This window comes from Chroococcidiopsis sp. SAG 2025 (assembly GCF_032860985.1).
Classification (GTDB): Bacteria; Cyanobacteriota; Cyanobacteriia; order Cyanobacteriales; family Chroococcidiopsidaceae; genus Chroococcidiopsis.
Map to the genome: position 1 here is coordinate 14,994 of NZ_JAOCNC010000010.1, position 25,396 is coordinate 40,389.

General features: G+C 43.6%; 28 protein-coding genes and 2 pseudogenes. 13 read left to right on the plus strand and 17 right to left on the minus strand.

All coding sequences use genetic code 11. From position 1 onward, the window contains the following. Positions 1 to 3 precede the first annotated feature (3 nt). The 5 genes from N4J56_RS39960 to N4J56_RS39975 form a co-directional block, all read right to left on the minus strand. Positions 4 to 1,995, minus strand: a complete 1,992-nt coding sequence (locus N4J56_RS39960) for a hypothetical protein (protein ID WP_317112589.1) — start codon at positions 1,993 to 1,995, stop codon at positions 4 to 6. Positions 1,996 to 2,267: 272 nt separating this feature from the next. Then, positions 2,268 to 3,149 (minus strand): Uma2 family endonuclease, encoded by an 882-nt coding sequence (locus N4J56_RS39965; RefSeq protein WP_317112591.1) that lies wholly within the window; start codon positions 3,147 to 3,149, stop codon positions 2,268 to 2,270. A 51-nt stretch (positions 3,150 to 3,200) separates the two neighbouring features. After that, positions 3,201 to 3,413 (minus strand): DUF6887 family protein, encoded by a 213-nt coding sequence (locus tag N4J56_RS39970; RefSeq protein ID WP_317112592.1) that lies wholly within the window; start codon positions 3,411 to 3,413, stop codon positions 3,201 to 3,203. A 22-nt stretch (positions 3,414 to 3,435) separates the two neighbouring features. After that, positions 3,436 to 3,588, minus strand: a complete 153-nt coding sequence (locus N4J56_RS41785) for a DUF6888 family protein (protein ID WP_410500875.1) — start codon at positions 3,586 to 3,588, stop codon at positions 3,436 to 3,438. A gap of 54 nt (positions 3,589 to 3,642) precedes the next feature. Continuing rightward, the gene (locus tag N4J56_RS39975) at positions 3,643 to 3,939 is read right to left on the minus strand and encodes a helix-turn-helix transcriptional regulator (RefSeq protein WP_317112593.1); all 297 of its coding nucleotides are present in this window, start codon (positions 3,937 to 3,939) and stop codon (positions 3,643 to 3,645) included. 69 nt (positions 3,940 to 4,008) lie between these two features. On the opposite strand from N4J56_RS39975, the gene N4J56_RS39980 reads away from it, so the two are divergent. From N4J56_RS39980 to N4J56_RS40015, 7 genes are all read left to right on the plus strand, one after another. Then, positions 4,009 to 4,140 carry a hypothetical protein gene (locus N4J56_RS39980; RefSeq protein ID WP_317112594.1) on the plus strand — a complete coding sequence of 44 codons (132 nt, stop codon included), beginning with the start codon at positions 4,009 to 4,011 and terminating at the stop codon, positions 4,138 to 4,140. Between the two features lie 187 nt (positions 4,141 to 4,327). After that, the gene (locus tag N4J56_RS39985) at positions 4,328 to 4,813 is read left to right on the plus strand and encodes a hypothetical protein (RefSeq protein ID WP_317112596.1); all 486 of its coding nucleotides are present in this window, start codon (positions 4,328 to 4,330) and stop codon (positions 4,811 to 4,813) included. Positions 4,814 to 4,961: 148 nt separating this feature from the next. Further along, positions 4,962 to 5,393, plus strand: coding sequence for a putative toxin-antitoxin system toxin component, PIN family (locus tag N4J56_RS39990; RefSeq protein WP_410500866.1), 432 nt, complete (start codon positions 4,962 to 4,964; stop codon positions 5,391 to 5,393). After that, positions 5,390 to 5,653 carry a toxin-antitoxin system HicB family antitoxin gene (locus tag N4J56_RS39995; protein ID WP_317112597.1) on the plus strand — a complete coding sequence of 88 codons (264 nt, stop codon included), beginning with the start codon at positions 5,390 to 5,392 and terminating at the stop codon, positions 5,651 to 5,653. Before N4J56_RS39990 ends, N4J56_RS39995 begins: the two co-directional genes overlap by 4 nt. Positions 5,654 to 6,349: 696 nt before the next feature. Next, entirely contained in the window at positions 6,350 to 7,213 is an 864-nt protein-coding gene (locus N4J56_RS41790) for a tyrosine-type recombinase/integrase (RefSeq protein ID WP_410500868.1), read from the plus strand. Beyond that, the gene (locus N4J56_RS40010) at positions 7,210 to 7,377 is read left to right on the plus strand and encodes a hypothetical protein (protein WP_317112599.1); all 168 of its coding nucleotides are present in this window, start codon (positions 7,210 to 7,212) and stop codon (positions 7,375 to 7,377) included. The genes N4J56_RS41790 and N4J56_RS40010 overlap by 4 nt, the downstream gene beginning before the upstream one ends. A 51-nt stretch (positions 7,378 to 7,428) precedes the next feature. After that, positions 7,429 to 8,249, plus strand: a protein-coding gene (locus N4J56_RS40015) for an IS5 family transposase (RefSeq protein WP_317112600.1) whose coding sequence is annotated in 2 segments (ribosomal slippage) — positions 7,429 to 7,795 and positions 7,795 to 8,249 — 822 coding nt in all. Because the reading frame shifts where the segments join, the coding sequence is not laid out codon by codon here. A gap of 206 nt (positions 8,250 to 8,455) precedes the next feature. Here N4J56_RS40015 and N4J56_RS40020 read toward each other — a convergent pair. From N4J56_RS40020 to N4J56_RS40030, 3 genes and pseudogenes are all read right to left on the minus strand, one after another. Then, complete coding sequence (locus tag N4J56_RS40020; RefSeq protein ID WP_317112601.1) at positions 8,456 to 8,605, minus strand: hypothetical protein; 150 nt, start codon at positions 8,603 to 8,605, stop codon at positions 8,456 to 8,458. Next, positions 8,593 to 9,953: pseudogene (locus tag N4J56_RS40025) on the minus strand (IS110 family transposase). Before N4J56_RS40025 ends, N4J56_RS40020 begins: the two are co-directional and overlap by 13 nt. A 508-nt stretch (positions 9,954 to 10,461) precedes the next feature. Then, a pseudogene (locus tag N4J56_RS40030) lies at positions 10,462 to 10,587 on the minus strand (transposase); the annotation flags it as partial. 249 nt (positions 10,588 to 10,836) lie between these two features. Between N4J56_RS40030 and N4J56_RS40035 the strand changes: the two are divergent. Beyond that, positions 10,837 to 14,349, plus strand: coding sequence for a CHAT domain-containing tetratricopeptide repeat protein (locus N4J56_RS40035; protein WP_317112602.1), 3,513 nt, complete (start codon positions 10,837 to 10,839; stop codon positions 14,347 to 14,349). A 362-nt stretch (positions 14,350 to 14,711) separates the two neighbouring features. On the opposite strand, the gene N4J56_RS40040 is transcribed toward N4J56_RS40035, so the two are convergent. The 4 genes from N4J56_RS40040 to N4J56_RS40055 form a co-directional block, all read right to left on the minus strand. After that, entirely contained in the window at positions 14,712 to 15,344 is a 633-nt protein-coding gene (locus tag N4J56_RS40040) for a CatB-related O-acetyltransferase (protein WP_410500870.1), read from the minus strand. 111 nt (positions 15,345 to 15,455) lie between these two features. Beyond that, on the minus strand, positions 15,456 to 15,866 hold the full coding sequence (locus N4J56_RS40045) for a transposase (RefSeq protein ID WP_317112604.1): 411 nt from the start codon (positions 15,864 to 15,866) through the stop codon (positions 15,456 to 15,458). A gap of 279 nt (positions 15,867 to 16,145) precedes the next feature. Further along, positions 16,146 to 16,475: a helix-turn-helix domain-containing protein gene (locus tag N4J56_RS40050; protein ID WP_317112606.1), complete on the minus strand. Its 330-nt coding sequence runs from the start codon at positions 16,473 to 16,475 to the stop codon at positions 16,146 to 16,148. Positions 16,476 to 16,541: 66 nt separating this feature from the next. Next, the gene (locus tag N4J56_RS40055; protein ID WP_317112607.1) at positions 16,542 to 17,288 is read right to left on the minus strand and encodes an ISL3 family transposase; all 747 of its coding nucleotides are present in this window, start codon (positions 17,286 to 17,288) and stop codon (positions 16,542 to 16,544) included. On the opposite strand from N4J56_RS40055, the gene N4J56_RS40060 reads away from it, so the two are divergent. From N4J56_RS40060 to N4J56_RS40070, 3 genes are all read left to right on the plus strand, one after another. After that, the gene (locus N4J56_RS40060) at positions 17,280 to 18,341 is read left to right on the plus strand and encodes an AAA family ATPase (RefSeq protein ID WP_317112609.1); all 1,062 of its coding nucleotides are present in this window, start codon (positions 17,280 to 17,282) and stop codon (positions 18,339 to 18,341) included. The two genes, N4J56_RS40055 and N4J56_RS40060, sit on opposite strands and share 9 nt — an antisense overlap. After that, positions 18,323 to 18,571, plus strand: a complete 249-nt coding sequence (locus N4J56_RS40065; protein ID WP_317112611.1) for a hypothetical protein — start codon at positions 18,323 to 18,325, stop codon at positions 18,569 to 18,571. The genes N4J56_RS40060 and N4J56_RS40065 overlap by 19 nt, the downstream gene beginning before the upstream one ends. A 107-nt stretch (positions 18,572 to 18,678) precedes the next feature. Further along, positions 18,679 to 19,167 carry a hypothetical protein gene (locus N4J56_RS40070; protein WP_317112613.1) on the plus strand — a complete coding sequence of 163 codons (489 nt, stop codon included), beginning with the start codon at positions 18,679 to 18,681 and terminating at the stop codon, positions 19,165 to 19,167. 300 nt (positions 19,168 to 19,467) lie between these two features. On the opposite strand, the gene N4J56_RS40075 is transcribed toward N4J56_RS40070, so the two are convergent. The 3 genes from N4J56_RS40075 to N4J56_RS40085 form a co-directional block, all read right to left on the minus strand. Then, positions 19,468 to 20,493, minus strand: a complete 1,026-nt coding sequence (locus tag N4J56_RS40075) for a transposase (protein WP_317112615.1) — start codon at positions 20,491 to 20,493, stop codon at positions 19,468 to 19,470. A gap of 92 nt (positions 20,494 to 20,585) precedes the next feature. Further along, a complete protein-coding gene (locus N4J56_RS40080) occupies positions 20,586 to 21,056 on the minus strand; it encodes an IS1 family transposase (RefSeq protein WP_317112616.1) in 471 nt (156 codons plus the stop codon). Further along, positions 21,037 to 21,357, minus strand: a complete 321-nt coding sequence (locus tag N4J56_RS40085) for an IS1 family transposase (RefSeq protein ID WP_317112618.1) — start codon at positions 21,355 to 21,357, stop codon at positions 21,037 to 21,039. The genes N4J56_RS40080 and N4J56_RS40085 overlap by 20 nt, the downstream gene beginning before the upstream one ends. A gap of 90 nt (positions 21,358 to 21,447) precedes the next feature. On the opposite strand from N4J56_RS40085, the gene N4J56_RS40090 reads away from it, so the two are divergent. After that, a complete protein-coding gene (locus N4J56_RS40090) occupies positions 21,448 to 21,714 on the plus strand; it encodes a hypothetical protein (RefSeq protein WP_317112620.1) in 267 nt (88 codons plus the stop codon). A 382-nt stretch (positions 21,715 to 22,096) separates the two neighbouring features. After that, the gene (locus tag N4J56_RS40095) at positions 22,097 to 22,453 is read left to right on the plus strand and encodes a hypothetical protein (RefSeq protein WP_317112621.1); all 357 of its coding nucleotides are present in this window, start codon (positions 22,097 to 22,099) and stop codon (positions 22,451 to 22,453) included. Positions 22,454 to 22,484: 31 nt separating this feature from the next. Here the strand turns inward: N4J56_RS40095 and N4J56_RS40100 are convergent, their stop codons facing one another. Beyond that, entirely contained in the window at positions 22,485 to 24,683 is a 2,199-nt protein-coding gene (locus N4J56_RS40100) for an Hsp70 family protein (protein WP_317112622.1), read from the minus strand. Positions 24,684 to 24,864: 181 nt separating this feature from the next. Next, complete coding sequence (locus tag N4J56_RS40105) at positions 24,865 to 25,230, minus strand: hypothetical protein (protein WP_317112624.1); 366 nt, start codon at positions 25,228 to 25,230, stop codon at positions 24,865 to 24,867. Positions 25,231 to 25,396: the final 166 nt, after the last annotated feature.

Here is a 25,396-nt window from a genome sequence, read left to right on the forward strand (position 1 = left end):
AATTTAATTCCCCGCTGGCACGCTATAGCCGAGTTTCCGCAAAGAGTTGCGGAACTTAGTTTCCGACTCGACAGGCACGACTAAGTAGCTAGCACTGCCAGCAGTTGTATTACTAGGATCGTCGCCTGCTAAGAAGCAATATTTTTTGGTGCGGGAGTCATTGGCAATCAAGGCAGCAAGAGCGGGACTGGCACATTTAATCAACCGCGCTGTCCCCAAATTTTGTAAATCTGTACCACGCTCTCGAATATCTGTCAATAACCGAAGTACGGTTTCGGGCAGGGGATGACTGCTACGTGCTTCCAACAGTTCTTGCAGCCCAGCTATGCTGCGTCCGCCTTCAATCGCGGACAGCAATTGCGCTTGGTCGAGCTTCCATACCGAATCAGAGATTTTCTGGGCGTAGGTGCTAAGTAGTAGCTCGTCGGCAGGAGAGACAGCGGCGATCGCGGCAATCTCCAAATTCGGCAGCACGCGCAACACGGGCTTGACTGCCATTGGCATCGGAGTATAGCTATCGGCAATTCCCAAGCAGTACGCTCCCAAGGCTGTCAGGCGGAAGTAAGCCAAGCCATCGTAGCGGCTTAAGAATGTAAACGTATTTGCCTCCAGCTCGCTATTGCCAACGATCGAATCAGCTGGATGGACGTAAGCGACATCAATCATCCCTAAAGTGGCGACGTACTCAAACAGCAGGCAGAGCAGGTATCGGGCTTCCAGCACCGCCCAGTCTCCGTCTTCCAACCTGCCGTAATAGGAGTTGTTCAGGCTGAGGTTTTCAGGCTGACGGCTGACCTCAAAATCGTAGCCTGCTGCGATCGTGTAACGGAAAAACTCCTCTACTTTTACCCATCTTCCCGCCGGACAGTCTTTGAGTGCGGCGGAGATCGCGCTTCTGCGACCGGATACAGCCGTCAGTCCCCGCTTGCCCTTGCCCGTCTGTCCCTTGATACTCTCAATCCGTCGCAGTTCGTCCAACAATGTCGTTTTCAGCCAGCGTTGCCAAAGAGTGCGAATGGTTTTTGCAGGTGGGTCGCTGAGGGCTTTTTGCCCTGCTTTTGTCAGGCTGAGGCGTTTGTTGGTTAATTCTGCTAGCTTAGCTGCTTGCACTAGCATTACCCAGGCAAAGGGTTTGATCTCGCCAACTTCCGGCACATCATCGAGATCGCGTTTTATATCTGCTAGGGTAAAAAACTTTACCCTAGACGATCGCTGATTGAAATCTTCTTCGTTGTAATTCTTTTGAGGCTGGGTGCGGACAAAGTTATCGTAGTAGTCGCCTCCTTCTAGTAGCGGGGCGATCGCCTTGAGGGTGGCTGAGGTGGGATAATAGGTTTTGTCGCTAACTGTCACCTTGCCCAGATCTATTAATCGCAGTACCGCTTGCAGGTCGTGTATTGCTGCTCGTTCCATCTCAGAAATGGTGACGGCAATTTCGTCGGTTACTTGCTCGAACTCCTTGCTCTTGGGGCTGTACCTGCGCCAAACACGGGTGAGAGATTGCGGCATATTCTCAGTGCTGTTAAGCTTTACGGCAGCTGGCTCTGGTACGAACTGCCCCAGTTGTCGCTTCAGGTCTTGCGGCATCCAGCCGTCATAGAAAAACAGACCCAACAGCGAGGGCTGGAAATTGTAGTAGTAGGAAATGCCAGTCCCCCAGTTAGGTTCCTGCCCATACTTGGCGATAAATTGGGCTGTGGGGAAGTCATCTGCTTGAGAATGCACCACTTCTGCCACCGCCGCCTGTCCCAGCGGTTCGAGCTGCTGCCACAAATCGCGCAAGGATTGCCCTTGCAAGTGCTTCAAGATAAACGCTACCAGCTCGGCTTTTCGGGTTGGTTTTGAACCTGTTGGAAGTAAGGCAGCGAGTCTTTTGAGCTGTTCTACCGTTCGATTTTGCAGGGCGATCTCAACTGTAGTCAGATTCTTTGATTGGTAGTGGAACATGGGCTTCTTTACTTCTATTGCAGAGTTTAGAGCAGAAATTCTCGTCACTGCACTTGCTCACCTGCGGATCGTAGCTACCCCCATCTTTTGTCTTAGGTCAACATTTGCAACGATACTAGCGTTAGGAAAGCTGTATCGGATGCACTCAGGCAGCGCTTTGCTCAAATATTCACCCGAATTCTACCGCTTTCTCTAATTAAATGATAGAAGGAGAGCGCGATCGCACCCTATTCTCTGTTCGGTTGCAATCTCCAAGCAATCTGTCACACAGCAGACCTCGTGCAACCAACTCGTGCCTGAGTGTATCCGCTGCCTCACCTTTAGGACAAACGGTTGACAAATTGCTCTAAGGAATCCACCGCCAAAGCCACATCCACCAACTCTTCCAGTCGATCTCCATCGAGTGCTTGCAAGTCTTGCTCCACTGAGGGCGGAACCGTCCCAAAGCGCGTGGCGAGTAAGCGCAACAACTGCCGCAATGCACCTTGCTGCAATCCCTGCTGTTGAGCCGTTTCTAATTGTTGTTGTGCTAAATCAGCCCTAGCTTGAGCCGCCTCCTCTGGTAGGGGAACGAGATTGCCCGATCGGTCATAGAAGCGCAACCACACTGCCCCAACTCGGTCTATCGTTCCAGACCAAGTTCCCAACCATAAACCCAACCGCTGACACCACAGCCACCCTTGTTCATTAGCCACCAAGGGCTGATAGCGTTGGTTGGCATCTAAATGCCACCCGCGTAAGGAATTCGGGTCAAACGGGTCGAATACGTAATAATCTGGGGTGCGGAAGATCTGCTCGTAAATCTCCTTTTTCACTCCCGTGTCTATCTCTGCGGTAGAGGGCGACATCAATTCCACAATGACATCGGGATAGCGTCCGTTCTCCTCCCACACTACCCACCCCAAGCGGTCGGTTCTGCCATCAACGCCCAGAGCCACAAAAAAATCTGGTCCGCGAAAATCTTTATTCCGCACCTGGGCGCTGCTGTAATAAATAAACATATTGCCCCCGACAAAATAATCATCGCGGTCAGCCATAGCGCTTGGCAGCGACCGGATCAGGGCATTCATAGCAATCCGGTGGCGATTCGTCTCCAAGGGTTCACCATCATCGAAAATTAACTCAGTAGGCGGCAGGGTCGGTTCCCAATCCACAACCGCTGTTGTCCGGGGCATTGATTCAAAATTCGTTTCGCTTGCCATTACGCCAACTCCCTACCTGTTGACTGCTTTGTAGAGAACGAAAGCAAAATTTTATCCATGCTTGCCTGACTCTCTTTGTAATTTCCTAGCAAACTCAGGATAATTTTCTAGCTCATCAAAAGAATCTACAGCTGGATGTTCGATCCGATTTTCTTGTGCGTGCAACTTATCCATATAAGTATGGAATGCTGCTTCATCATCTCGATGATTTAATACGTAAGTCCGTAACTCTTCCTTACTCATTGTCTGAAAATTGGGTTTCATAATTACTCGTCCATTCACCAAGTCAGTCAATTTCAATCTCGTTCTCTTCCCCAATTAACATAAATATATTTTTATTCCGAGCATCGAAGCAGACGAGGTTAACGGGTAAATACATTCTCGTTGCCCAGCAACTTAGAATATAACATCGCAAAGTCTTTGCTGTTGTGGGAATAATTTGTCTCCTCTTTCAACATCTTCGTTACGTTTGAGTTAAGTCAAGAGATAGATCTTACTCCCACTTCATCACATAAAGATCGTCGAGCTTGCAGTTAAAAAACTGAGCGAGTTTGCCAGTGCTGATGCTATCAAGTCTTTTGAGTTTTCCCCTAATTAGACTTCTAATAGTTGATTGGGCTACGCTAGTCCGTTCGGACAGTTCTGCAATACTTAAGCCTTTTTCAGCCATTAAAACTTCTAAATTGGTGTAGAAGTAAAGCTCCTTTTCCTTCGGATGTTCTTTACTCATCACTGCTGTTGTCATTTTGTCTACCTTGTTATATGTTTCGACTACTACTAGTTTAGCCACTCTGATTAGTAGTCGTCTAGATTAATTGACAAGTAAACGGCTAGTCGTCACAAGGTAGTAGCAGAACGGGTGCGCCAGGGGCGCTCGCCGCCCCCTCAAGACTCCGAGAGCGTGCCAGTTGTTGCCGACGGCTATAAAGGTTGTTTGCGGGATGCAGAGATCTTGCAAGCCGTCGGCACCGCTACGCTACAACTGGCTTAATTAAAATCGCCTGCGCCCTGTGCCTCATAGCTAGAAAGCTAGGGGCTTGCGGCGCGAAGAGTTTCGGTCATCGATATTGAGCTTCAGGTATGCTGCCTCAAGCACACTTAAAACATGATTTGGCATACCCAGCGCCAAGGAGTAGGCTGGAGGAGTAGCACAAACTAGCATAAGAATCGCATACCTAATGGCAACCAATAATATTCGAGTTGTAGGCTACCTGCCACCCCTTTATCATGAAAAGTTACGCGAGTACATGCAATCCCAAGCACTGACCGAAAGTGCCGCGCTTGTCACTATAGTCAAGCAGTTCTTCGACGGCTCCACCAGGAGCGAACGAGTCGCGAACCAGGAATTAGATGAGGCGACTGCCCCGTTAAAAGCCCAAATAGCCCTAATCGAGAGGCGCTTGGCAGTTTTAGAATCGGCTTTCGTGTCGAGTCAGCGATCGAGAAGCGCTCGCAAAGCTCCCTATCAGTATGGTCCACCACCCGTACTACCTCCCCAAGACATTACCCAGTTGGCGCGAAGGCTAGGGGTAAGCGCGGCTACGCTTGAGGAAGCAGCCCAAAAAGATGAAGCTGAATTTAGGGATTGGAGCAGGCGACGTGACCCAGCTCAAAGAAGTTGGGAGCGGCGCGGGGAACTTTTTCACCCGAATTCCGAATCGTGATGCAATTGAAAATTTTTGACTCGATGGCAGGATTTTAGGCTGAAACAGGCTTTATGCAAGGAATAGCACTATTTCATTTGCATTTGCTTCTATTTCCTCTCTGTCCGCTCTTACCCTAAGCTGCTACAATGCTCATATCACATATGATATGATAAACGTGCGTTTGGTTCTTGATACGGATGCGATTGTTGCCGCTATGCGAAGCCCGAGGGGAGCTTCGGCAGCTTTACTAATAGCAGCCCAGTCAGCGAGAGTCACTCTTCTATTAAGCGTGCCTCTGGCGATTGAATATGAAGCCATCTGTAGTAAACCAGAACATCAAATTGCTGCTGGTCTTTCGCAGGAGGAAGCGAATCAGTTCGTCACCGCAGTCATTGCGCTAGCAGAGCCGGTTTTTATTCACTACTTGTGGCGTCCAAGACTCCCCGATCCTAACGATGAGATGGTTTTGGAGGCTGCTGTTAATGGGCAAGCTTTGGCGATTGTCACCTTTAACAAGCGAGACTACGGCTCAGTACCAAATGAATTTGGGGTTGAAGTTCTTCTCCCCGCAGAAGCACTCAGGAGAGTCCAGTCATGACGAAGATTGTGAAAAACACCACGGCGAATTATGCCTTGCGACTACCACGCTCTCTCAAGACGGAGGTCGAACGTCTAGCAGCGCAAGATGGTGTCAGTGTCAATCAATTTATCGCTACCGCTGTAGCAGAGAAAATTTCAGCCATGAAGACAGCTCAGTTTTTTGTTGAACGCAAAGCACGGGCTGACTTTGCAGCTTTCAATCGAATTATGAGTCGGAAAGAAGGCGAACCACCTCGACCAGGAGATGAACCAATATGAATGCCAGTTCATTCCAAGAGACTACTGCAACGGAAGCCCGCGATTTTTATTTAGTCTGCAACAGATTTTCACTTTATGCGCGAACCCACGGCTGTGTCGGTTTGCACATAAGTTGAAAAATTAACTACGGCAGAATGACACTTTGAGCCATCACATTTGCACATAAGTTGAAAATAATTGACGCAAGCATGTGAAAATTTCCTACCCTATTTGTGCATAAAGTGAAATTTTCCGACAACTAGGGATATATAGGAATGGCACTAATTTAAGCCGAAACGATTGATATACAAAGGGTTCCAATCTTGTAGGGAGTGGGAAGGCGCGAAAGTGGATATCGAGAAAATAAGAAAGTCGGCAATCGTCTCAAATCAACCCCAATTAGCCTGTTTACTCAAATCCTTACCACACGAAGGTTCTAGCTTAACTTAGTGCCATTCGGATATATAGATTGATAATTCATGCTGAATAAGGGTTTCAAGCTTTTTAAGAGATAATGTGAGCTCTCACCCCATACGACAGCATAAGGGTTACGCTGACATAATTTTCAACTTATGAGCCAAATTTTCAACTTATGCGTCACGATTTTCACTTTATGTGCAAACCGACACCACGGCTGGAAGCACGCACCACCGCATGGGAGAATGAACGTGACATTAGTCTAATAATGTCACAATAGCCTGAGAGCGGGATGAGTCAATGAATTTACTGGCGACACCAAAAGCAGCTACAGCTTCCGACCAGCTAATTAATTTGTGGCTGGGGGGGAAGAGTCGCCATACAGCTGATTATTACCGTCGTTCGGCTCAGCGCTTCCAGGAATTCGTGGGCAAACCGCTACATCTGGTAACGTTTGCGGAAGTCCAGGCGTTTGCTTCCCACTTGGAGTCGCTGGAGTTAGCGGCATCATCTCGGCGCAGTATCATCTCCGCCGTCAAATCCTTGCTGTCGTTTGGCAATAAAATTGGCGTTTTTTCAGCCAATGTGGGAGCGCCGCTCAAACCCCCATCTGCTCCTGACACTTTATCAGAACGGATTCTATCTGAATCTCAAGTCCAGGTAATGCTTGCCCTAGAGCAGAATCCCCGCAATCGGGCAATTCTGCGGCTGCTTTACTACGGCGGACTCCGCGTTAGCGAACTTTGCGGTTTAAAATGGCGTAACTTACAGGAACGTGGTGCTATCGGTCAAGTCACCGTGTATGGTAAGGGGGACAAGACTCGCGTTGTTGTACTGCCTGGGGAGTTGTGGTTAGAACTACTGCAACTACGGCAGGAGGCGGGAGAGTCCGAGCCAGTGTTTGTCAGTCGCAACCGCGATCGCGGGGGTCACATGCATCGCTACTCTGTCGATCGGATCGTGAAGGCAGCGGCAAAGCGTGCTGGCATCCAAGGTAATGTTTCCCCCCACTGGTTGCGCCATGCCCATGCCAGTCATGCCCTAGAACGAGGAGCAAAAATTCATTTGGTGCAAGCCACCTTGGGGCATTCAAGTGTAGCTGTTACCAGCCGCTACCTTCATGCCCGCCCGGAGGAGAGTTCGGGATTGTACCTGCCAAAGTGAATCATATTTTTCATCTGGACTTGAATGGCGATCGCCTTCAGTTTTTTAGCAATGTTAAACCGCTTCACTCTTTCTGCCAAAATACTGACCCTACCAAAGATATCGAACTCTACAACTGGATGCAGTTAGAGCTGATTTCTAAAGAGAATCTGAAGAGGCAGTAAGTGCAGCGAAGGAGCTTTTAAGGTGAAAGAAAGTATGTTTGTTCAAGCCCTATGAGCCGACTGCTGCAAATCGCTAATCCTCATCGCCGAGCCTATCCCAGTGACTTGAGCGATGCGGAATGGAAAATCATTCAGCCGTTACTACCCGCTGCTAAAGGATTTGGGCATCCAAGAACCGTAGACCTGCGTGAAATTCTCAACGGTATTTTCTACGTGCAGCGTAGTGGTTGCCAGTGGGAGATGATGCCTCATGACTTGCCGCCATACGGCACAGTGTACAAATATTTCCAGAAATGGGAACGCAAAGGTATTTGGAAACAGATTCACGATCGCTTGCGACATAAGGTGAGAACTCAAATGGGACGAACTGAGAAATCTAGTGTGGCTATCGCTGATTCACAATCGGTCGAAACCACGGAAAAAAGGGGGAAGTCTACGGCTTCGATGGCGGCAAGCTTGTAAAAGGGCGCAAGCGTCATATTGTAGTTGATTCCCAAGGACTGTTGATTGGGATGCTGGTGACTGAGGCTAATGCCCCAGAACGATTAGGGGCAGCCGTTGTCTTGCACGAAGCAGGCAATGAATTAGCTCAAACCGAAGTCATTTGGGTAGAGCGAGGTTATGGAGGTGAAAATTTCACACGAGTTGTTCAGCAAATTTGTGGGGCACGGGTTGAAGTGATTGAACGCATTGCCAAAACCTTTGAAGTCTTGCCGAAGCGGTGGAGCGTAGAACGCACGTTCGGATGGTTCAATCGATATCGTCGCCTCAGCAAGGATTATGAACTACACAGCGAGTCGAGCGAAGCCATGATTTATGGTTCTCTAATTCGCTTAATGATTCGACGATTAGCGGCTTCATCTTTCCTTTAGGAATTAGCTCTTAAGATACGCCAGAAGAAATGTAGTGTTCTACACCTGTGGAGCGATGATTAAACAGAACGCCCAAATTTATAACGATTTCAAACTCGAAACCACACCCGAAGACATTGAAGAAATCAAAAAGGAGTTAGGGAATTGAATTTCTTCTAATGTTGGTAGCTTCCTGGGGCTTGCTCTGGAGGGGCTTTCCTTTCTTGCTACCGCTGACTGTAATCCCGCTGCGGTGTGAGAATTGGAAATGGCTCCTCACAGTAAAGCTTTTTTAAAGCAGAGGGAGAATTAGTTGAACTGACTAATAATAAATCTCGATAGACTTGTAACAAACCGTTAACTCCTAAGAAACACATTGCGTTGAGTTAGAAAGAGGGATGAGTTCTAAGCCAAAAGCTTGAGCTTTTTTCTTAAGGTTTTTCAGCGAGCGATCGCGATACTGCTGTTCATAAGCATCAATGCCAGGGTCAGAGTAGGCATCTCCTGATGTCCAAAGGCGATAAAAAATCCGTGCTAGTTTATGTGCAGCAGCAGTAATTGCCTTTGGCGCACCTAACCTTGCTTGCATACGACAGTAATACGCTCCCAAGGCGGAGTGACTACGGCACAAAGTTTGGGCAGCCATACGAAATGCATTCGCAGCACGATTTGCAACAGGACGGGTTTTGGAACTTTTGACTTTACCGCCAGTAATGCGACTACCAGGGCATAAACCTAACCAAGAGGTGAAGTGCTTGATACTAGGGAAACGAGATGGATCTAAGCCAAGCTCAGACAACAATACGAGTACGGTCAAAGCACCAAAACCATCAACTCGTGTAAAATCCACACTAGTAATACGATACAAATGAGTACGCAAATCAAATTGGGGTGCATTTCCTGGTTGCTTTTTACCCCGACGCTTCGGTTTGGTTAGAGGCTTTTTTGTGACATCTACCTTGTCAACAAATGAAGCCAAGCATTGTTCAATTTGGGTATCGCAGGCTGTTATCTGTGCCTGATAAAACTCGTACAGTTGTAGTTCCTGTTGTAGGATGAAAACCAGTTCTAAACGATAGTCCCCAGTCAGGGAAGCAGCAATTTCCTCGCCTGCTAGCTTTAATGCGTCCATCCTTAAGCGCGGCTAGACGTAGCGGGTTGCGTTCCCCAGCAGCAATTGCTTTGATAATGCTTAATCCTGTTGTACCTGTGATGTCACTAATTACCCTGTGCAGTTGTAAGTTCATCTCAGTCAAGGCTTTTTGCATTCGTTGTACGTGAATACAAGCACTCTTGATTAAGTTATCCCGAGGCGCGAATGTAAGAGCGCAGAACACAGATTTGGTCATCTGGACGGAATGAACCAGATAATAAACCATAGCTATGTAATTTTTGTAGCCATTGGCAGTCTAAAACATCTGTTTTGCGACCAGGTACACTTTTAACGTAGTGGGCATTCACCAGCTTGACATTGAAACCACAGGTTTCTAAAACTTGAAACACAGGTATCCAATAGACCCCTGTTGATTCCATCGCTACCGTTTCAATCCCACACTGCTTTAACCAATTAGCCATTGCATACAAGTCGGCTGTAAAACAAGCAAAACTACGCACACTTTCGCTATCTCTGCCTATAGGAATACTTACCCAATGTCTGTCAGCACCAATATCAATGCCTGCGGCATTCGGGTTAATCACAGGTAAATTTCCTTTCCCTGAACCAATTGGCTGTTCCTGCTGACTCATCTGTTTTCACAAGAGTGGTTGTGTCGTTTTTGTTTTGGATGTACCATGCCTGGGTGAGGCAGATAAATCTAATCTCTTAAACGGGATAGTCACTGCTGTGACTTCACCAAGATCTTTAGCCAAAATCACCCAGAACCAGGCTCAGATTCGGGCGCACACAGCACCATTGTTAAGACGGTTTTTGCTGTCATGGTACTACTCAAGTGTAAGATTTATTGGCTTTAAAACATTCTGGGACTGTGTTTCTTTTAGATTTTGCTGGCGCGTCGTCGCGCTAGTTAGAGGCTTAGATCTTGCATCATTCTCAACAAGTATGATGCGATAGGGGTTTGAGGATAATTTCAAAACCGTGTTGCTGTGTAATATCTTGATTGATTCTGATTTGTTGTAAGAGTTGAATCCAGACCACTGAAAGCAAGAGAATTGCAACTGCTCAATCACTTGCGGCTTTCCAGTCGAGTTTGGCAGGGTTCCACCAACGCTAGATCCAATGGGCAAGCAAATAAGCAATCAGTGACAGGAGCAACCAGCGATAAACGCCCAATTTAGTAGCTTGTCTAAAGCGATGCCAACCAAAGCGGTGCTTAATGGTCTTAAAGAGTCCCTCTGTTTCTGAATTTAGACTGAATGAGTCGCACGCAATTTTATGGTGCAAGGCACACCAGCAAGCGCTGCGTTACAAAAAGATCTCGATTTTATCCAATCAATACTGAACTTTTAAGATAAAAGTTATGATTCGTTTCCCTGAAGCCAGGTATTATCAAATGAGATCATGCAAAAGCAAATATGTCAAGAATGCAGAAAACTGGTTAGTTAATTACGAAAAAATAACGAATCAATTCTAACTCAGAGATGTGAAGTAATGACTCCGCAGGAATTAGCTCAATTAAGTCAGCAGTGCCAACAACTGTATGAGAGAGGACAGTGGAAGGAAGCTTGTACTCTTGCCAAACAGAGTCGCGATCTAGTCCGTCAGCATCTAGGAAAAAATCATCCTTACTACGCTTCCAGTCTAAACAACCTAGCAGCACTATATCAATCTACTGGTAGACTGCAAGAAGCTGAACGAATTTTCCAAGAATTACAGACAATCCAATCTCAAGCTCCAAAGGAAGAAGAGCCAACTGACTACATTATCAGGCTGAATAATCAAGCGGAGCATTGTCGAGTAAAGGGCGACTATGATGAAGCCGAGAAGCTTTTTCTACAAGCACTAGAGGTAGGGAAAAAAACTCTCGGCGAAAAACATCCTCACTACATAGCCTGTCAGGGAAATCTTGCCTTAGTATATTACGCCAAGGGTCAATACGATCGAGCTGAGCAGAATTTGTTGGAGATGATTGCATGTCATGGACAAAACTCTACCGATTCCGCTCCATACCTGAATAACTTGGCGCAGGTATATCACTCAATAGGTAATTTTGAAAAAGCTATAGAAGTCTTGCAGCAAGCATTAAAACTTTTGCGCGAGGTATTAGAGGAAAAAGACCCCCAGATTGCTAGCTGCATCAACAACTTAGCAAATTTACATCAAGAGTTAGATCGCTATGAGGAAGCAGCCTCATTTCACGAACAAGCGATCGCAATTCAGCAAAAAACTCTGGGAAATCACCATCCAGATTTGGCAATAAGTCTTAACAATTTGGCACACCTGCACCACTCAAAAAGCAACTATGTAGCGGCTGAGCCTTTGTATCGGCAGGCAATGGAAATTAATCGTCAGGTGTGGGGAGAAAACCATCAATCGTTTGCTGTTAACTTGAATGGTGTTGCAACTCTGTGTTGGGAAATGGGGAAATACGAAGATGCTGAACCCCTCTATCTACAATCCACAGAAATTTTGCGTCAGTTACTAGGACAAGATCATCCAGATGTTGCCACTAGCCTAAATAATTTAGCTTCGTTTTATAAATCTATTGGCAAGTATGACAAAGCTAAATCATTTTATCAAAAGACTCTAATAATCCGTCGTCAAGTCTTAAAAGAAAACCATCCAGACATTGCTGATAGTTTGAACGGTTTGGGAGTCTTGTATCAAGAAATCAACAACTATGAAGATGCTCTCAAGTGTTTTTTGAAAGCAGCACAGATTTATCAAAAAGCTTTAGGAGAAAACTATACAGACTTTGCTCTAACTTTGAACAATGTAGCGTTGACTTGTAAAACTTTAGGAAACTTTTCTGATGCAGAATCGTATTATACAGAAGCTTTGAACATTACCCGTCAGGTTTTGGGGCGAAACCACCCAAACTTTGCCACAATACTGAGTAACTTAGCAGATTTGTATTTAACCATGGGTGATTATAACGCTGCTGAGTTGCGTTTGCAGTGGGCTTTAAATATTCGACGTACAGCTTTTGGTAATAAACATTCCCAATTTGCTGCCAGTCTGCATAATCTGGCAGAAATTTACCGAAGACAGGGTAAATACGCTGCTGCGGAAAGTCGTTATCGACAGGGGCTAGAAATTTTTAAACAGTCGTTAGGGGAAAATCATCCAGATTTTGCCTTTTTTCTCAATCATTTAGCCAAACTGTGCGTGGCTACTAACCAACAATCAGAAGCACTAGAGTTGATGCAAAAACAGGTCGCCATTGATAGTCAGCTTGTGGGACAAGTTTTCTCTATTAGTTCCGAGCGACAGCGTTTAGCATATATTTCAGAAATTCAAGCCCACGTGGGGGATTTTCTCTCCTTGATTTTACAATACTTTTCAAATTCTCCCAAAAATGTGGTCAAAGCATTAGAGCTAGTTTGGCAACGCAAAGGTATTGGTGCTGAGGCTTTGGTAGCTCAAAGAGACGCAGTACTGGGTAGAAAACATCAGTATTCCGCATTAAAAGAAAAATTACAACAACTAACAACATGGCGGTTGCAGACTGCTCAAAAAATGATAGCTGGACCGACAGAAAATGAGGATTTAGAGTCTTATCAAAAGCTTTTAGAGAAATGGAATGAACGGAAAGAGCAGCTAGAAATAGAATTAGCCCAACAAATTCCAGAAATTAAACTAGAACGGCAATTACGAACTGTAAAATGTTATAAAGTTGCTTTAGCTTTACCTAAAAACGCTGTTTTAGTTGAGTTTATTCGTTTCCGTATTGTTGACTTTCAAGCGATATCTGTTGAGGGTCAACCAGAGTGGAAAGTTCCTCATTACTTAGCTTTTATTCTACATTTTGATCGACCAGACGATGTACAAATGATTGACTTGGGCGAAGCAGAACCTATCGACGCAACAATCTCTCGGTTTAGGGAATTGATCGCCGGTAAAGCAGAAGAGCGAGATCTATCCCTCGATGATGATGAAAATCAAGAAAACAGCATTGACTCAGAGGAATTTGTCCGAGACAATAATGAAGGTGATAGTTCAACTTTACGGAAACTGATTTTTGACCCTTTGCTTGAGATAATTGGCGATCGCACGCGCTTATTCTTAGCTCCTGATGGAGATTTAAACCGTTTACCATTTGAGGTACTACCCTTAGATAGGGATCGCAGATTGATTGACAAATACTACATCAGTTACCTGGCTACAGGTCGGGATCTGCTGCGCTTCGGTGCTAAATCGAAAGTCCAGTCTACTCAACCTCTAGTTTTTGCCGATCCTAACTTTGACCTCAGTAATGAAAAAGGCACTGCACCCATACAAGAACAGAAAAACTCTTTTGGACGACGAGCGCGAGATTTTGAACGAGGTAAATTACATTTTCGACGCTTACCTGGAACCAAGGTTGAGGGAGAAAGAATTGCTAGTTTATTGGGGGTAAAACCAATACTTTCAGAAAAAGCGATCAAAACTAGTCTAAAAGCTTGTAAATCACCGTGTATTTTGCATCTAGCGACTCATGGATTCTTTTTAAAAGACCAAGAATACGATCGAGATCGACAGCTTTTTAATAATGTAGACAGATTATCGATACATGGTTTAGAGAATCCTTTGCTGCGTTCGGGTTTAGCTTTAGCAGGTGCTAATACTTGGCTCAAAAATGGCTCACTACCACCAGAAGCAGAAGATGGTATTCTAACTGCTGAAGACGTAACTGGTTTAGATCTTTTCAATACTACTCTCGTAGTACTTTCAGCTTGTGATACAGGTTTAGGCAAGATCCATACTGGAGAAGGCGTTTTTGGTTTGCGACGAGCATTTATGTTAGCTGGGGTTAAAACTTTGATAGTCAGCCTCTGGAAAGTATCAGATAAGCAAACTCAAGAATTAATGATCGATTTTTACGGTCGTTTGTTAAATGGTCAACCTTGTGCGGATGCTTTTCGTCAGGCTCAGTTAGAAATGAAGAAAAAGTATCCCCATCCTCGCTATTGGGGAGGTTTTATCTGTCAAGGAGACCCTAACTCTCTCATTTCATTCAATTAGATGTAGCGGCGATCGCTAAGATAACCTCGATGTCTTTTAAAAGTTTGAAAAAAATTGTCATATCAAAACGGACAAGTACAATATTTTTTTAATTACTAAAAAAATTAGATTAAAGCTCCTGAAAAATAACTTATTATGCTGACGGGGTGACAGAGAGCCTACAATGTAGACTGAATCAGAGACATAGCACGTAGACCCTGCTGAAAATAGGGTAGTTTATCCCTCTTTAATCACTCTAAGCAGAAGAAAATATGAGTTGTAGGTTGAGCTGGGTCTTCCGCAGTTTTGGTGATGAAGAAGATTTAACAACCAAGCCCACTGAGGGTTACAGATTGCAGGCACAATTCGACTCGGTGCAGCGCCTAATTAGACGCATCACGCAGGGCATAGATATCTGTGCCACAGATGGCTTTAAGGTTACGAGTAATTTTCTCGATATCCCATTCCCACCATCGAATCAAAAGCAGTTCTTGAATGATAGATGCATCAAAACGTTTTCGGATTTCTTTAGCCGGATTGCCACCAACGATAGTGTATGCCTCAACATCCCGTGTAACGACTGACTTCATAGCAATGATTGCACCATCGCCAACCTGAATACCAGGCATGATTGTCGCTTCGTAACCAATCCAAACGTCGTTGCCAATTAAAGTATCACCTTTGTGAGGCCATTCGTCCGGCATAGCCGCCTCCCAACCCGAGCCGAAAATCGGGAATGGATAGTTTGTTAACCAGTCAGTTCGATGGTTCCCACCGTTCATGATGAATTTTACATCAGACGCAATGGAGCAAAACTTACCAGTAATGAGTTTGTCACCGATGAAGTCAAAGTGATAAAGGACGTTTCGCTCGAAATTCTCTGGGTTTTCAAAATCATCATAGTAAGTGTAGTCGCCGATGATAATGTTGGGATTCTTGACAATGTTCTTCAGATAAACCAATCGTGTTTGGTTAGTCAAGGGATGTCTAGCGTGAGGAGAAGGACCATTACTCATCGGCTTTCTGGTGAAAATTTATAGATTAACGGCTAGAGTGGTCTAACAACCGTGCTGTGCGCGACGGCAGATCGGCCCTCACATCCTAAGCTAGCTCGTCCCACTCACCCTTTAGGCCGCCAGCAGAAATCGCTGTCTCAACAGATCGATTTTGGCACGACCGTACATCTGCCGTTTCAACATCTTCAGGCGGTTGATCTGCCCTTCAGTTTGACCGTTGCTCCAAGGCAGCGTCACGCCCGCCTTCACAGCGTCGTAGTCTTCTCGTAGGCGTTTAGCAAAGCGATGAAAAGGAGACAGCTGGCTCTGTAGTGCCTGCGCTAACCAGGAGTCGAGCTGCGATGGTTGGCGCTGGCGTACAAGAAAGGCAAAGTTTTGGGCGAGTTGAATCGCTTCGGCAAGTTCGGGATGCTGTGCCATGCGCTGTACGAGCTGCTCGTCGTCCGGTTTCCACTTTTGAGGTTGCTGTAGTACCAAATGTGCAGCTTTTAGGGGGTGTGAGAGACAGTTTCTGGGGTTCACTCACCTTTGGCAGTTGCTTAATTGAGCGTCGTCGTTTCCTGTGTTGCGTTCACGCTCGCAGTACGAAAGCGACGAGTATAGTGAGCCACTGTATCGTAGCTGCCAGAATAACCACGCGCTTTAACCCTGTTGTGTCACTCTCGGACAGTAAAAATTGAAGCTCCTGACTGTAACCTTGATTGGCTCAAAGCTAGAAGCTTTATTTTCTAACAGTAACCAAAATTTATAGCCAAAAAGTTGAAAGCGAAGCGTCGAAAACCTTTCAGAGATTAGCCCCTCCTAGAGTGACACAACAGGGTTAATCTCCCCAAATAACCGCAAAGCGTCATGACAACCATCGTTCCAACGTTGAAGAACATCGTCTTTGTAAGGGTCAAGTAGGCGGCTCCGACCACAGTCACGACGACCTTGGCGTTCTGGAAAGGTGGAACTACGTAAGTAACGAAATACAGTCGTTTTACCAATACCGACCTGACGTGCAATTGCTGGAGCCAACCAACCTTGGCGGTGTAATTCCCAGACTTGTTGGTAGTCCGCTTCTCGCCTCAACCGACGCTCTTGGGCGATGCGCTGCTCCTTGGGCATCGGTTGCGATGGTAACACCGGCACGACTGCGGTACTCTCAGGACTAGTTACTAATGACAGGCTATGTGCCCAACTGTCTTGAGGGCTTGACTATGTGCGCCAAATGTTAAAGCGAGTGCTGAGCGCCAAGTTTTGTAGCAGATGGAATCGAGCTGCAACCTGGAGTGCCGTCGCTGCCCCTTGCTTCATGCCACTCTCGTAGGCTTTTGACCGATCTCGCGTGATAATTTCTCCGCCTGGATGAGCCACAAGCCAGTTGGTTGAAGTTGATGCTTCTCGGTCTGGCAGCAGCTCGATTGCTCGGTGTCGCTCCAAATCTACTAAAACTGTACCGTAGCGATGCTCTTTGCGCCATGCCCAATCATCAACCCCAAGCACACGAGGAGTGACGTTCATGGGTAGCTGACTTTGCCGAATCCGCCGCAGTAGCGTGTCTGGGCTTTGGGGCATCCCTAGCCCCGTTGCCAGCTTCACACCTGCTTGACCACCTAGCATCATACTAATTAGACGCAGGGCATCATTAAGTCGCACCGTTTGTCTGCCGTAAGCCGTCACAACGCGGGGCAGCCGTTCGCAAAAGCTCCGCCGTACGCAGGTTTGATTAATGCAGAAGAACCGACGGGTAAGTAGTTGAATTTTCACCGTCACGCCCTGCCAAGGTAAATCTGTAACTATGCGTTCGTAGCGACTATGTACCCGCGACGAAGGTTGTTGGCATTTGGGGCACGGAGCTACTGATTTTGTGGTTTTGACAACCAAGACCACTTGTGTGTCTTTTGAAGTAAGGCTTTCTAAAGCTAGTGCTTGAGGGTCAGCGAGTAAAGGGCTTTGATTCATATCTACCCTTATAGCGAATTTAGCCCATGCATCCTCAAAATCGCGGAAGAGCCAGATGAGCGCCATCGTCTAGCGGTTATTGTAGCAGGCTATCCCACCAATATGGAAAACTTCCTTAATTCTAATCCTGGATTAAAGCGTCGTTTTGCTACTGAGATTATTTTTGGGGATTACACTCCCGATGAGTTAATAACTATTATGCATCAAAAGGTATCGCGAGTGGGATGTGCGAACGCTCCCGAATTAGAAACTACCATAATGAATTTATTCACTCAATTATATGAGAACCGCGATCAGAACTTTGGAAATGCTGGTCTGGTAGAAAATATTTTTAATCAATTGGATGAGCGACGCTCGCAGCGTGTAGTAGAGCAAAATTTAGACAGACTGAATGAACCCTTTCAATTTGCTGATTTACCACCCCAGTATCAAGAATTGAGCAAGCAAGGTAGCAAAGATGAAGATAATCTTCAGTTACTTCTGCAAGAACTGAACAGCATGATTGGCTTGCATTCAGTCAAAGTAGCTATTCAGGAAATTGTGAATAGCAAATTAGCAAATCAACGCTTACGTACCGCAGGTCTATTAGATACCACTAACGAAGTGGAAACAAGATATATGCTGTTTACTGGCAATCCTGGTAGGGGAAAGATTACTGTAGCAAGATTAGTAGGTAGAATCTTTAAAGCATTGGGTTTGTTGAAGAAAGGGCAATTTGTAGAAGTGGATCGCAGCAAGTTAGTCGCGGGTTATGTTGGTCAAACTGCAATAAAGACTAAAGAAGTAATTGAGCGCGTCCTTGACGGTGTTTTATTTATTGACGAAGCTTATGCTCTCTCGCGGGGAGATTCAGAGAGGGATTTTGGCAGAGAAGCGATCAATACCCTCGTTCCTGAGATGGAAAATCAGCGCGATCGCCTGGTGGTCATTCTTGCTGGTTACTCTAAAGAAATGGTAGAGTTTATGAATGCCAACTCTGTATTGCTTCGCGTATTGCTTACCAAATTAAGTTTCCTGATTATACAGGTGAGGAAATGCTCCAGATTTTTCTGAGCTTCTGTCAGAAAGCGAGGCGTATTTGCCCTGATAATGTCAAAGAGCGTCTCCTGCAAGTTTTTAATACTGCTTATCGACAGCGCGATCGCAACTTTGGTAACGGTCGGTATGTACGTAACTTCTATGAAAAAATTGTTGCATGCCAAAAAAGCCGTAGGTTACGTAATAACTTACAGGGAGAAGCAATGGTTACATTTACTATAGAGGATATTCCCAGTTGGAATTGAGTTTTAAGTGGTTTGAGACTGATTTACATCAAAACAATAGACTCATAAGTTTAAAAGCGCGATTGCAATGTTATTTCTCAACAAACATAACTGCTGGAGCATAAATAATGATGGAATTATCAACTTCTAATTCCTTATTGGATGTTACTGTTACTACTCAGATTTATTTTCTTAATACAAACACATCGATCGCAGAATCCTTTAAGTCACTAGTTCACAACATAACTGGAGTAACGACTTTTGGAGTAGTGGGGCTTTCAGCTTATCTTGCATTAATGTCATTTTTAAAATCTGAAGATCGTCCGTATGTAGGAGAGGTATCAATTGGAGCTTTTTTTATTGGTGTTAACGTACTCTGTCAAATTTGGTTGGATTCTGGAAATCAAAACATAAATGTAGAAGAAGAGGCTGTAAAAACTTTATTTGAGGATGGTATCAAATTAGTCTTAGGCTCGGTTTCTGGGCTACTTTGTAGAAGTGGAATACTACTCCTTTTAATCGGTCTAGTTATGCTAGTACTTGATTTGAAATATGGTTGGAATGACGTGATAGAGAGGTGCGCTGGACAGTGTAATTGGCTTTCTAAATTAGGTTAAGTTTTTAATAGCTTTAATCCTTATTAGGTGTCAATTATTTTTGGGCTTGCCGACAACTAGTCTCACTACCCCAACTAGAACAAATGTTCAAATCTTTGTCTGAAGAAGCTTTCACATCTACGTGTAGGTGTAGCGAACTGCAAACATCGAGAGATAAAACTGCAAACAAGGCAATTTTCAAACCACAATCAGGCTCTTCCGCAATTTTGGTGATGATAGGGTTGGGGATTCGCTATAAGGGTAGATATGAGCCAAAATCCTTTATTAGCAGACCCTCAAGCCCTGGTTGACTGACAAAACTCAAGATCCAAAACTATAAGAGTTGACTGTAAACTCGCGCTCCAACTGTTTTTGCGTCTGCTTTATTGAGGCAAATGCAGGTTCAGGATCGGTGTGTCCCTGTAAGGAGAAAGTGCAAAATAATCGCCATCCTTGATGCAAGACTCCCTTGAGCCAATTCCAACCAATTCTCAAATAACTGTTGCCACGTTGCCAGTGAGCATCGACCCAACGACGTTTACCAGTTGCAACCACTTGCTGTCCTTGTACTGTCAGCAGAAGTGTCGTAACAGCTAGGACAAAGCAGAGATGAGACAAGGCAGGAACAGAGCGAATTTCTGAGCGTTCTAGTTGAAAGCCATTCGACTTCTCGTCCAGAAATTCTTCCTCAATCTGAAATCGTTCGCCATACTCCCGAAATGTTTGCAGTGTAGTTGGTTGGTCAGAGACAACCATCCACAATTGCCGAGAGAGGGGATCGCGTGCCAGGGCAAGATGAAGTCCATTGAGCGGATGAGTTTTCGTTAAAGTTACAGAGTGCAATAGCACCACCTCACCCAATGCTAAGTGATAAGAGTTGAGCTGTGTCCAGCCTTTGCCGACTCGATGAATCCAACTGTTACTTTTGACTCGAATTCGAAAATGCCAGCGTAATTCGTCACGCACATAACCGATTAAAGCTGTATCAGCAAAACCTCGGTCGGCAAGCAAACAAACGCTAACTCCAGCAGGTATGAGCCGAGAAGCTCGTTTGAGCATCGCTTGATAGGTGCTGAAACTCACACTACTACTCTTATGGCGAATCACGCGCCACACAATAGGAACTGCTCGCCCACGATACTGCAACGACAAGCGAATCAGGCAATACTCGCCCCACAATTGAGACGTATCTAAGATCGCCGTAATCGCTGATGCATTCCATTTTACCAGCGCGTTTTGAATCATGGGACTGTAGAGCCGTTGCACGTTGATACGTAGGTTATGTAACCAACGACTGAAACGCCGTTGATGACTTTGAGCTAATACCGCACGAGTCTGAACATACACTCTCCATTTCGGTAAACTAATGCATTCGCTACAAACGATCCCAATCACCATCCATAGCAGTGTTGGTAGTGTTCTATAAGTGTTTTTAGGGATCAAATATTTAGACCAAACTCATAGCGATTAATGAACAAACCGATTACTAAGTCGTGCATCTCTTCCGTCTTGGAAAAGCAAATAGTCTTGCGAGTTAATCGCTTAATTCTTGTTCTTAAGTTCAAATGCTTGCGTTCAATCCTCTGAGTTTTACGCTTGTCTACCTCATGGATTTGTGCGGCTAAATGCCGTTCATAAGCTCCCCAACCGTCCGTACAATAGCGCTTGATTCCAAATGGTTCTAATAACTGCAAAAGCCGAAGAAACACCTTGTCTTTTCTCCTGCCAAAGACATAAGCTAACACTTGACCTGTATTACGGTCAACGGCGTGCCACAACCACCTGGGATTAGTCTTTTTACCAACATAACTCCACATCTCATCCAACTCAGATTCCTCCATACCAGTCTCTTGAAACTCCTCGGCTTGGACAATATCTACTTCTACGCTCTCAGGTTTGAGTGACTTCAAGAGTTCGTGATTGACTGATTTGAGAGTAACGAGTTTTTTTTAACTCTTTAATTACGGTTGTAGGGCTGGTGTGCAGTACCCGTGCAATATCCCGCACTCCGCTACCATTGAGGGTCATCTCCACAATTTGCTGCTTGACTTGTTGAGTTCGTCCTGGATAAGTCTGACTTAAAACAAAAGTGCGATAGGGACACTCAGAGTTTTGGCAGCGATAACGTTGTTTACCTACTGGAGATTTCCCATGCTTGACGACTTCTGTACTGTGACAATGAGGACACTCAATCGCTAGCCAAACAGTCATAATACTTTACCTATGCCTGTTTATTCATTATAGCTAAGCAACTTATCTAGAACACTACCCATTTTTAGAGATGCAAAACAATTCACAGGTTTGAACGACTGCCAAGCGCGTGATGCCAAAAAATTAGACTTTCATTTTAACGCCAGTTTCACCGTCCTCAATCTGGCTAAACTTGAGGCGCATCGTCAGCATTCTAGTCACAAACCCTTTGTCTTTTCAATGGCAAGCCTGAAACGGCGTGCACTCAACGATCATCTGCTGGAAACATTTATTTCAAGGTTAGACCTGGAGCCAACTTTAATTAAATCTCATCCCAGCTACCAGAGCTTGCGCGACTACGGCACTATCGCCGCCTGATTCTGTCCGGAGTATTGTTATATGTAGTTAGTAGAAATTTAAGCCCAGAGTGGGTCTCAAGATTTATTCTCGCTAAAGTAATTAAAGAGGAGAAATTCCGAATAGTATTTGCTTATTAAATTTTTAGTTTTATTTTACACAAATATTAAACATAATTGTTAATTCAATTTTCTACTTAAGTTGTTATGAAATAACAAGATTTCAATCGACAAAATTACTTGCATAACTTTAATTTTGTCGGTAATTCTAAATAGTTATTTAATATTTAACTTCAGTTTTTCATATACTCCGTTATAAAACAATGATAGAATAATATCATTGTTTTAAATTAATAAATTGAGAGGTAATCATAAAAAAAGATGAATATTTTAAATAGAGTATTATGTTTGGTTGGTTCAATAGTATTATCATTTATTTTGATTCAGCTTCATATAGCATTTGCTTTTTATATTTACTTACTATGTTTGCTGGTACTGTGACTTCGGCTATTCTTGGTGGAGGTGGATTAGGATTACATACCTTGGGTATTGACATACTCATATTGATTTTTAAACCATTTAGAATCATCCTATATCTTAATCTGTCGCAAGCTGAAAGAGATAGAATTATTTCGTCAAAAGAAATGTCTGGGAAAAATCTCAATCTTATTGATGATATCAAAGCGTCATTTGCACCTGGTCAAATCAGTCTTATCTTTGGTATATTGGCAATAATTTTTGCTTTTATAAGTGTGCTATAGAGATAAATAAAATTACATTGCTCACGCTTTGTTACCAAAGCTTTAAACTATTTTTTCGCTCTCTCATGTGATATGGATCGATCTGTCCTTCGCTTTCTATTAACTCTTGAGCAATAGTATTGAATGTTTCAGTTAATTCATTTAAACTTGTGAAAAAGCTTAGTTCTTCCCGAGAAGAAATTTGACGTAAAAAGTCTCTATTTGCCTCACCAAATCCGATTGCAATAATTTCAATTCCTAATTTGTGGCATTGTTTAGCGGTTCTGATAGCAGCTTGAGGATCTTGCCACTCACCATCTGTCAATACCAATCCATACCTTAGTCCCTTTGTGTTTTTAAAATTGTGAAGTAGATCTTTAAAAGGATTAGCACTGGTACCATTACCATTAATAAGGTTTTGCAAACTTGGAACTAAACCATCAATACCACGATTAATTTGATTGATATTCTGATTTGCTTTAACTGTAGTTCTAACTCTTTCTGCAAACTCGATGATTCCAATCGAACTTGTGGTTAAGTCACATTGAGAGACAAAATTACGTGCAGCATTAGTTGCTTGTTGGATAGGACTCTCTGGGGACTTGATAGGGCGACGAAGAGATTTTTTTAATTCAGAAAGAGTTTTTGAATTAAACATTATATGATTAACTGTGGCTGGATTGGAAACCATACTTAGTGAAAGATCGAATACTAAATAGATATTGAGATGTTCTCGAACAATATTTTCTTGAGGAGATTTTAGAAAGCGATCGTCAGGTACGTCGGAAGGTAATGGTTCGATTGTCAGCTTAAGTGGTTTTTGAGTGCTTCGTTCAACGGCTGAAACTTCGACAACTCCATTAAGATTATAGGAATAAGTTATGTCGATAACAGCAGATTTAGCTTGAATTGGTGGAATTTCAGTAAAAACATACATTCCCAGGTAGGCACAACCCATAGGATCGAGAGTTTCTGCCTGAGTCATGAATACTTCTAATTTATTTTCTCCATCTCTACGAAGACGAAGCTGGTAAGGACGGGTTTGTTGACAGGGGATGGGTTGGTTTTTCTGAATAATAATGCTGTTGATGTATTTATTGTTATCTTCATTAACAGCAATCATGCCCAAACTATGACTGATAACATCGGTAGATTTTTTCCTTCCGCCAAGTAAAAATAGAGGTTGAGTAGTTCGATCTTGGGTTTCAAGATCCATTGCTGCTTGAATAGCTGCGCCTAAAGCCACTGCTTCATCAGGATTAACACCCATTATCGGAGGTTTACCAGACATTTGTTCGACATATTCTCTCACCATCGGCATTCTAGTCGAACCACCCACCAATACCACACCATCTATCTCTTGCCAAGAAAGATTAGCTTCTTCTAGTACCAGATCGATTAATGCTTGAGTTCTTTCTAGTAAATCTGCGGTTAATTCTGCAAACAGAGAACGATTTATTTCATAGTTACCACGATAATTATTTCCTTTTACTGGCACTTTAACTGATTGTTTGGTAGATAAACTGACTTTGGTTTTTTCTGCTAAAACCATCAAATCGTTAAAATCTTCATCAGCTAATTCTACTCCAAATTCCTCTTCAAACTTTTCGGACAGATAAAGAAGTATGCGGTCGTCCCAGTCTTTTCCTCCCAACATATGATCGCCAGCCGTAGTAATCACTCGAAGTTCGCTAGGAGTTACTTCTACAATAGAAACGTCAAATGTTCCTCCTCCTAAGTCATAAACCAAAATCTTAGAGTTTTTTTCGGTGGGACGGATGCCATAAGCTAAGGCTGCGGAGGTAGGTTCGTTGATAATTCTGAGGACATTAAGACCTGCTTGTTTTCCTGCTTTTATAGTTGCTTCTCGTTGCATATTATTGAAGTAAGCAGGAACTGTAATCACGGCATCGGTAACGGTTTGACCTAAATGTTCTTCAGCACAACGTTTGAGATGGGAAAGGACGATCGCAGACAAATCTATGGGCGTGTATTGCTTCCCTTTCTCAATATATAAAGCATGGGAATTGCCCATGTCCCGTTTGAAAAAGGCATAGACTCCTTCATCTCCCAATGCTTGTTTGTCTTTGGCTTCTTCTCCAACTAAGGGAGGATTGCTAGTGAGATCGACCACAGAAGGAGTAATCCGTTGTCCTATATCGTTAGGAATGACCTCTGGTTGTCCGTAGCTATTGATGTAAGAAACTACTGAGTATGTTGTTCCTAGATCGATTCCGATAAATTCTACCATTTTGCTAATTTCCCTAGTTTTAATGATGAATTTGAAAATAATGTTTATGAATAAAAATAAGTTGTTTACTTTTAGATTTAAGTTGAAAATGGTTTCGATAACTCTTTAAATAGCTCTAGTATTATTTGAAAATTTTCTAATATCAAAAATATAAATAATAGCCACGAACGTATTTTAACAATTAGCTGAATAAATCGCTAGAATTTTGTATAAATAGCATAATTATTGAAGCTATTAAACCCAAAAGTTTAGTGGATAAATCTTTATTTATTAACTCAAGAAAAACAAAACTTAAACAACTAATTATTAAATTTGTCCCAACAGCACTAAAACTTTTTCCATCTGTTCCAAACGAAACTATAGCAATTAATATTCCTATAACTATCAACCACTTACCAACAGTAGATAAAGTCGAATCGGCTCCATTTTCTAAATTTTTACAAGCAGACTCTAAAGGTGTACCGTATAAATTATTACAAAACTTTAAGCTAATAGAAAAGAATATGCTATTTATTAAATCGGATTGAATTATTTGTTGTATAAACATATTTTTTAAAGTAGGTGTCTAGATAGGTAAAGAATTAAACAAAAATCTAGAGAGATGTTACTTTTAAAAAGTGAGATTTTATTTTTATTCGTATTTTTATTTGATCGAACGAGTTAGAGAGATTATGCCCAACTATCACAAGCTGGGACAATCCTCATAAAATGAA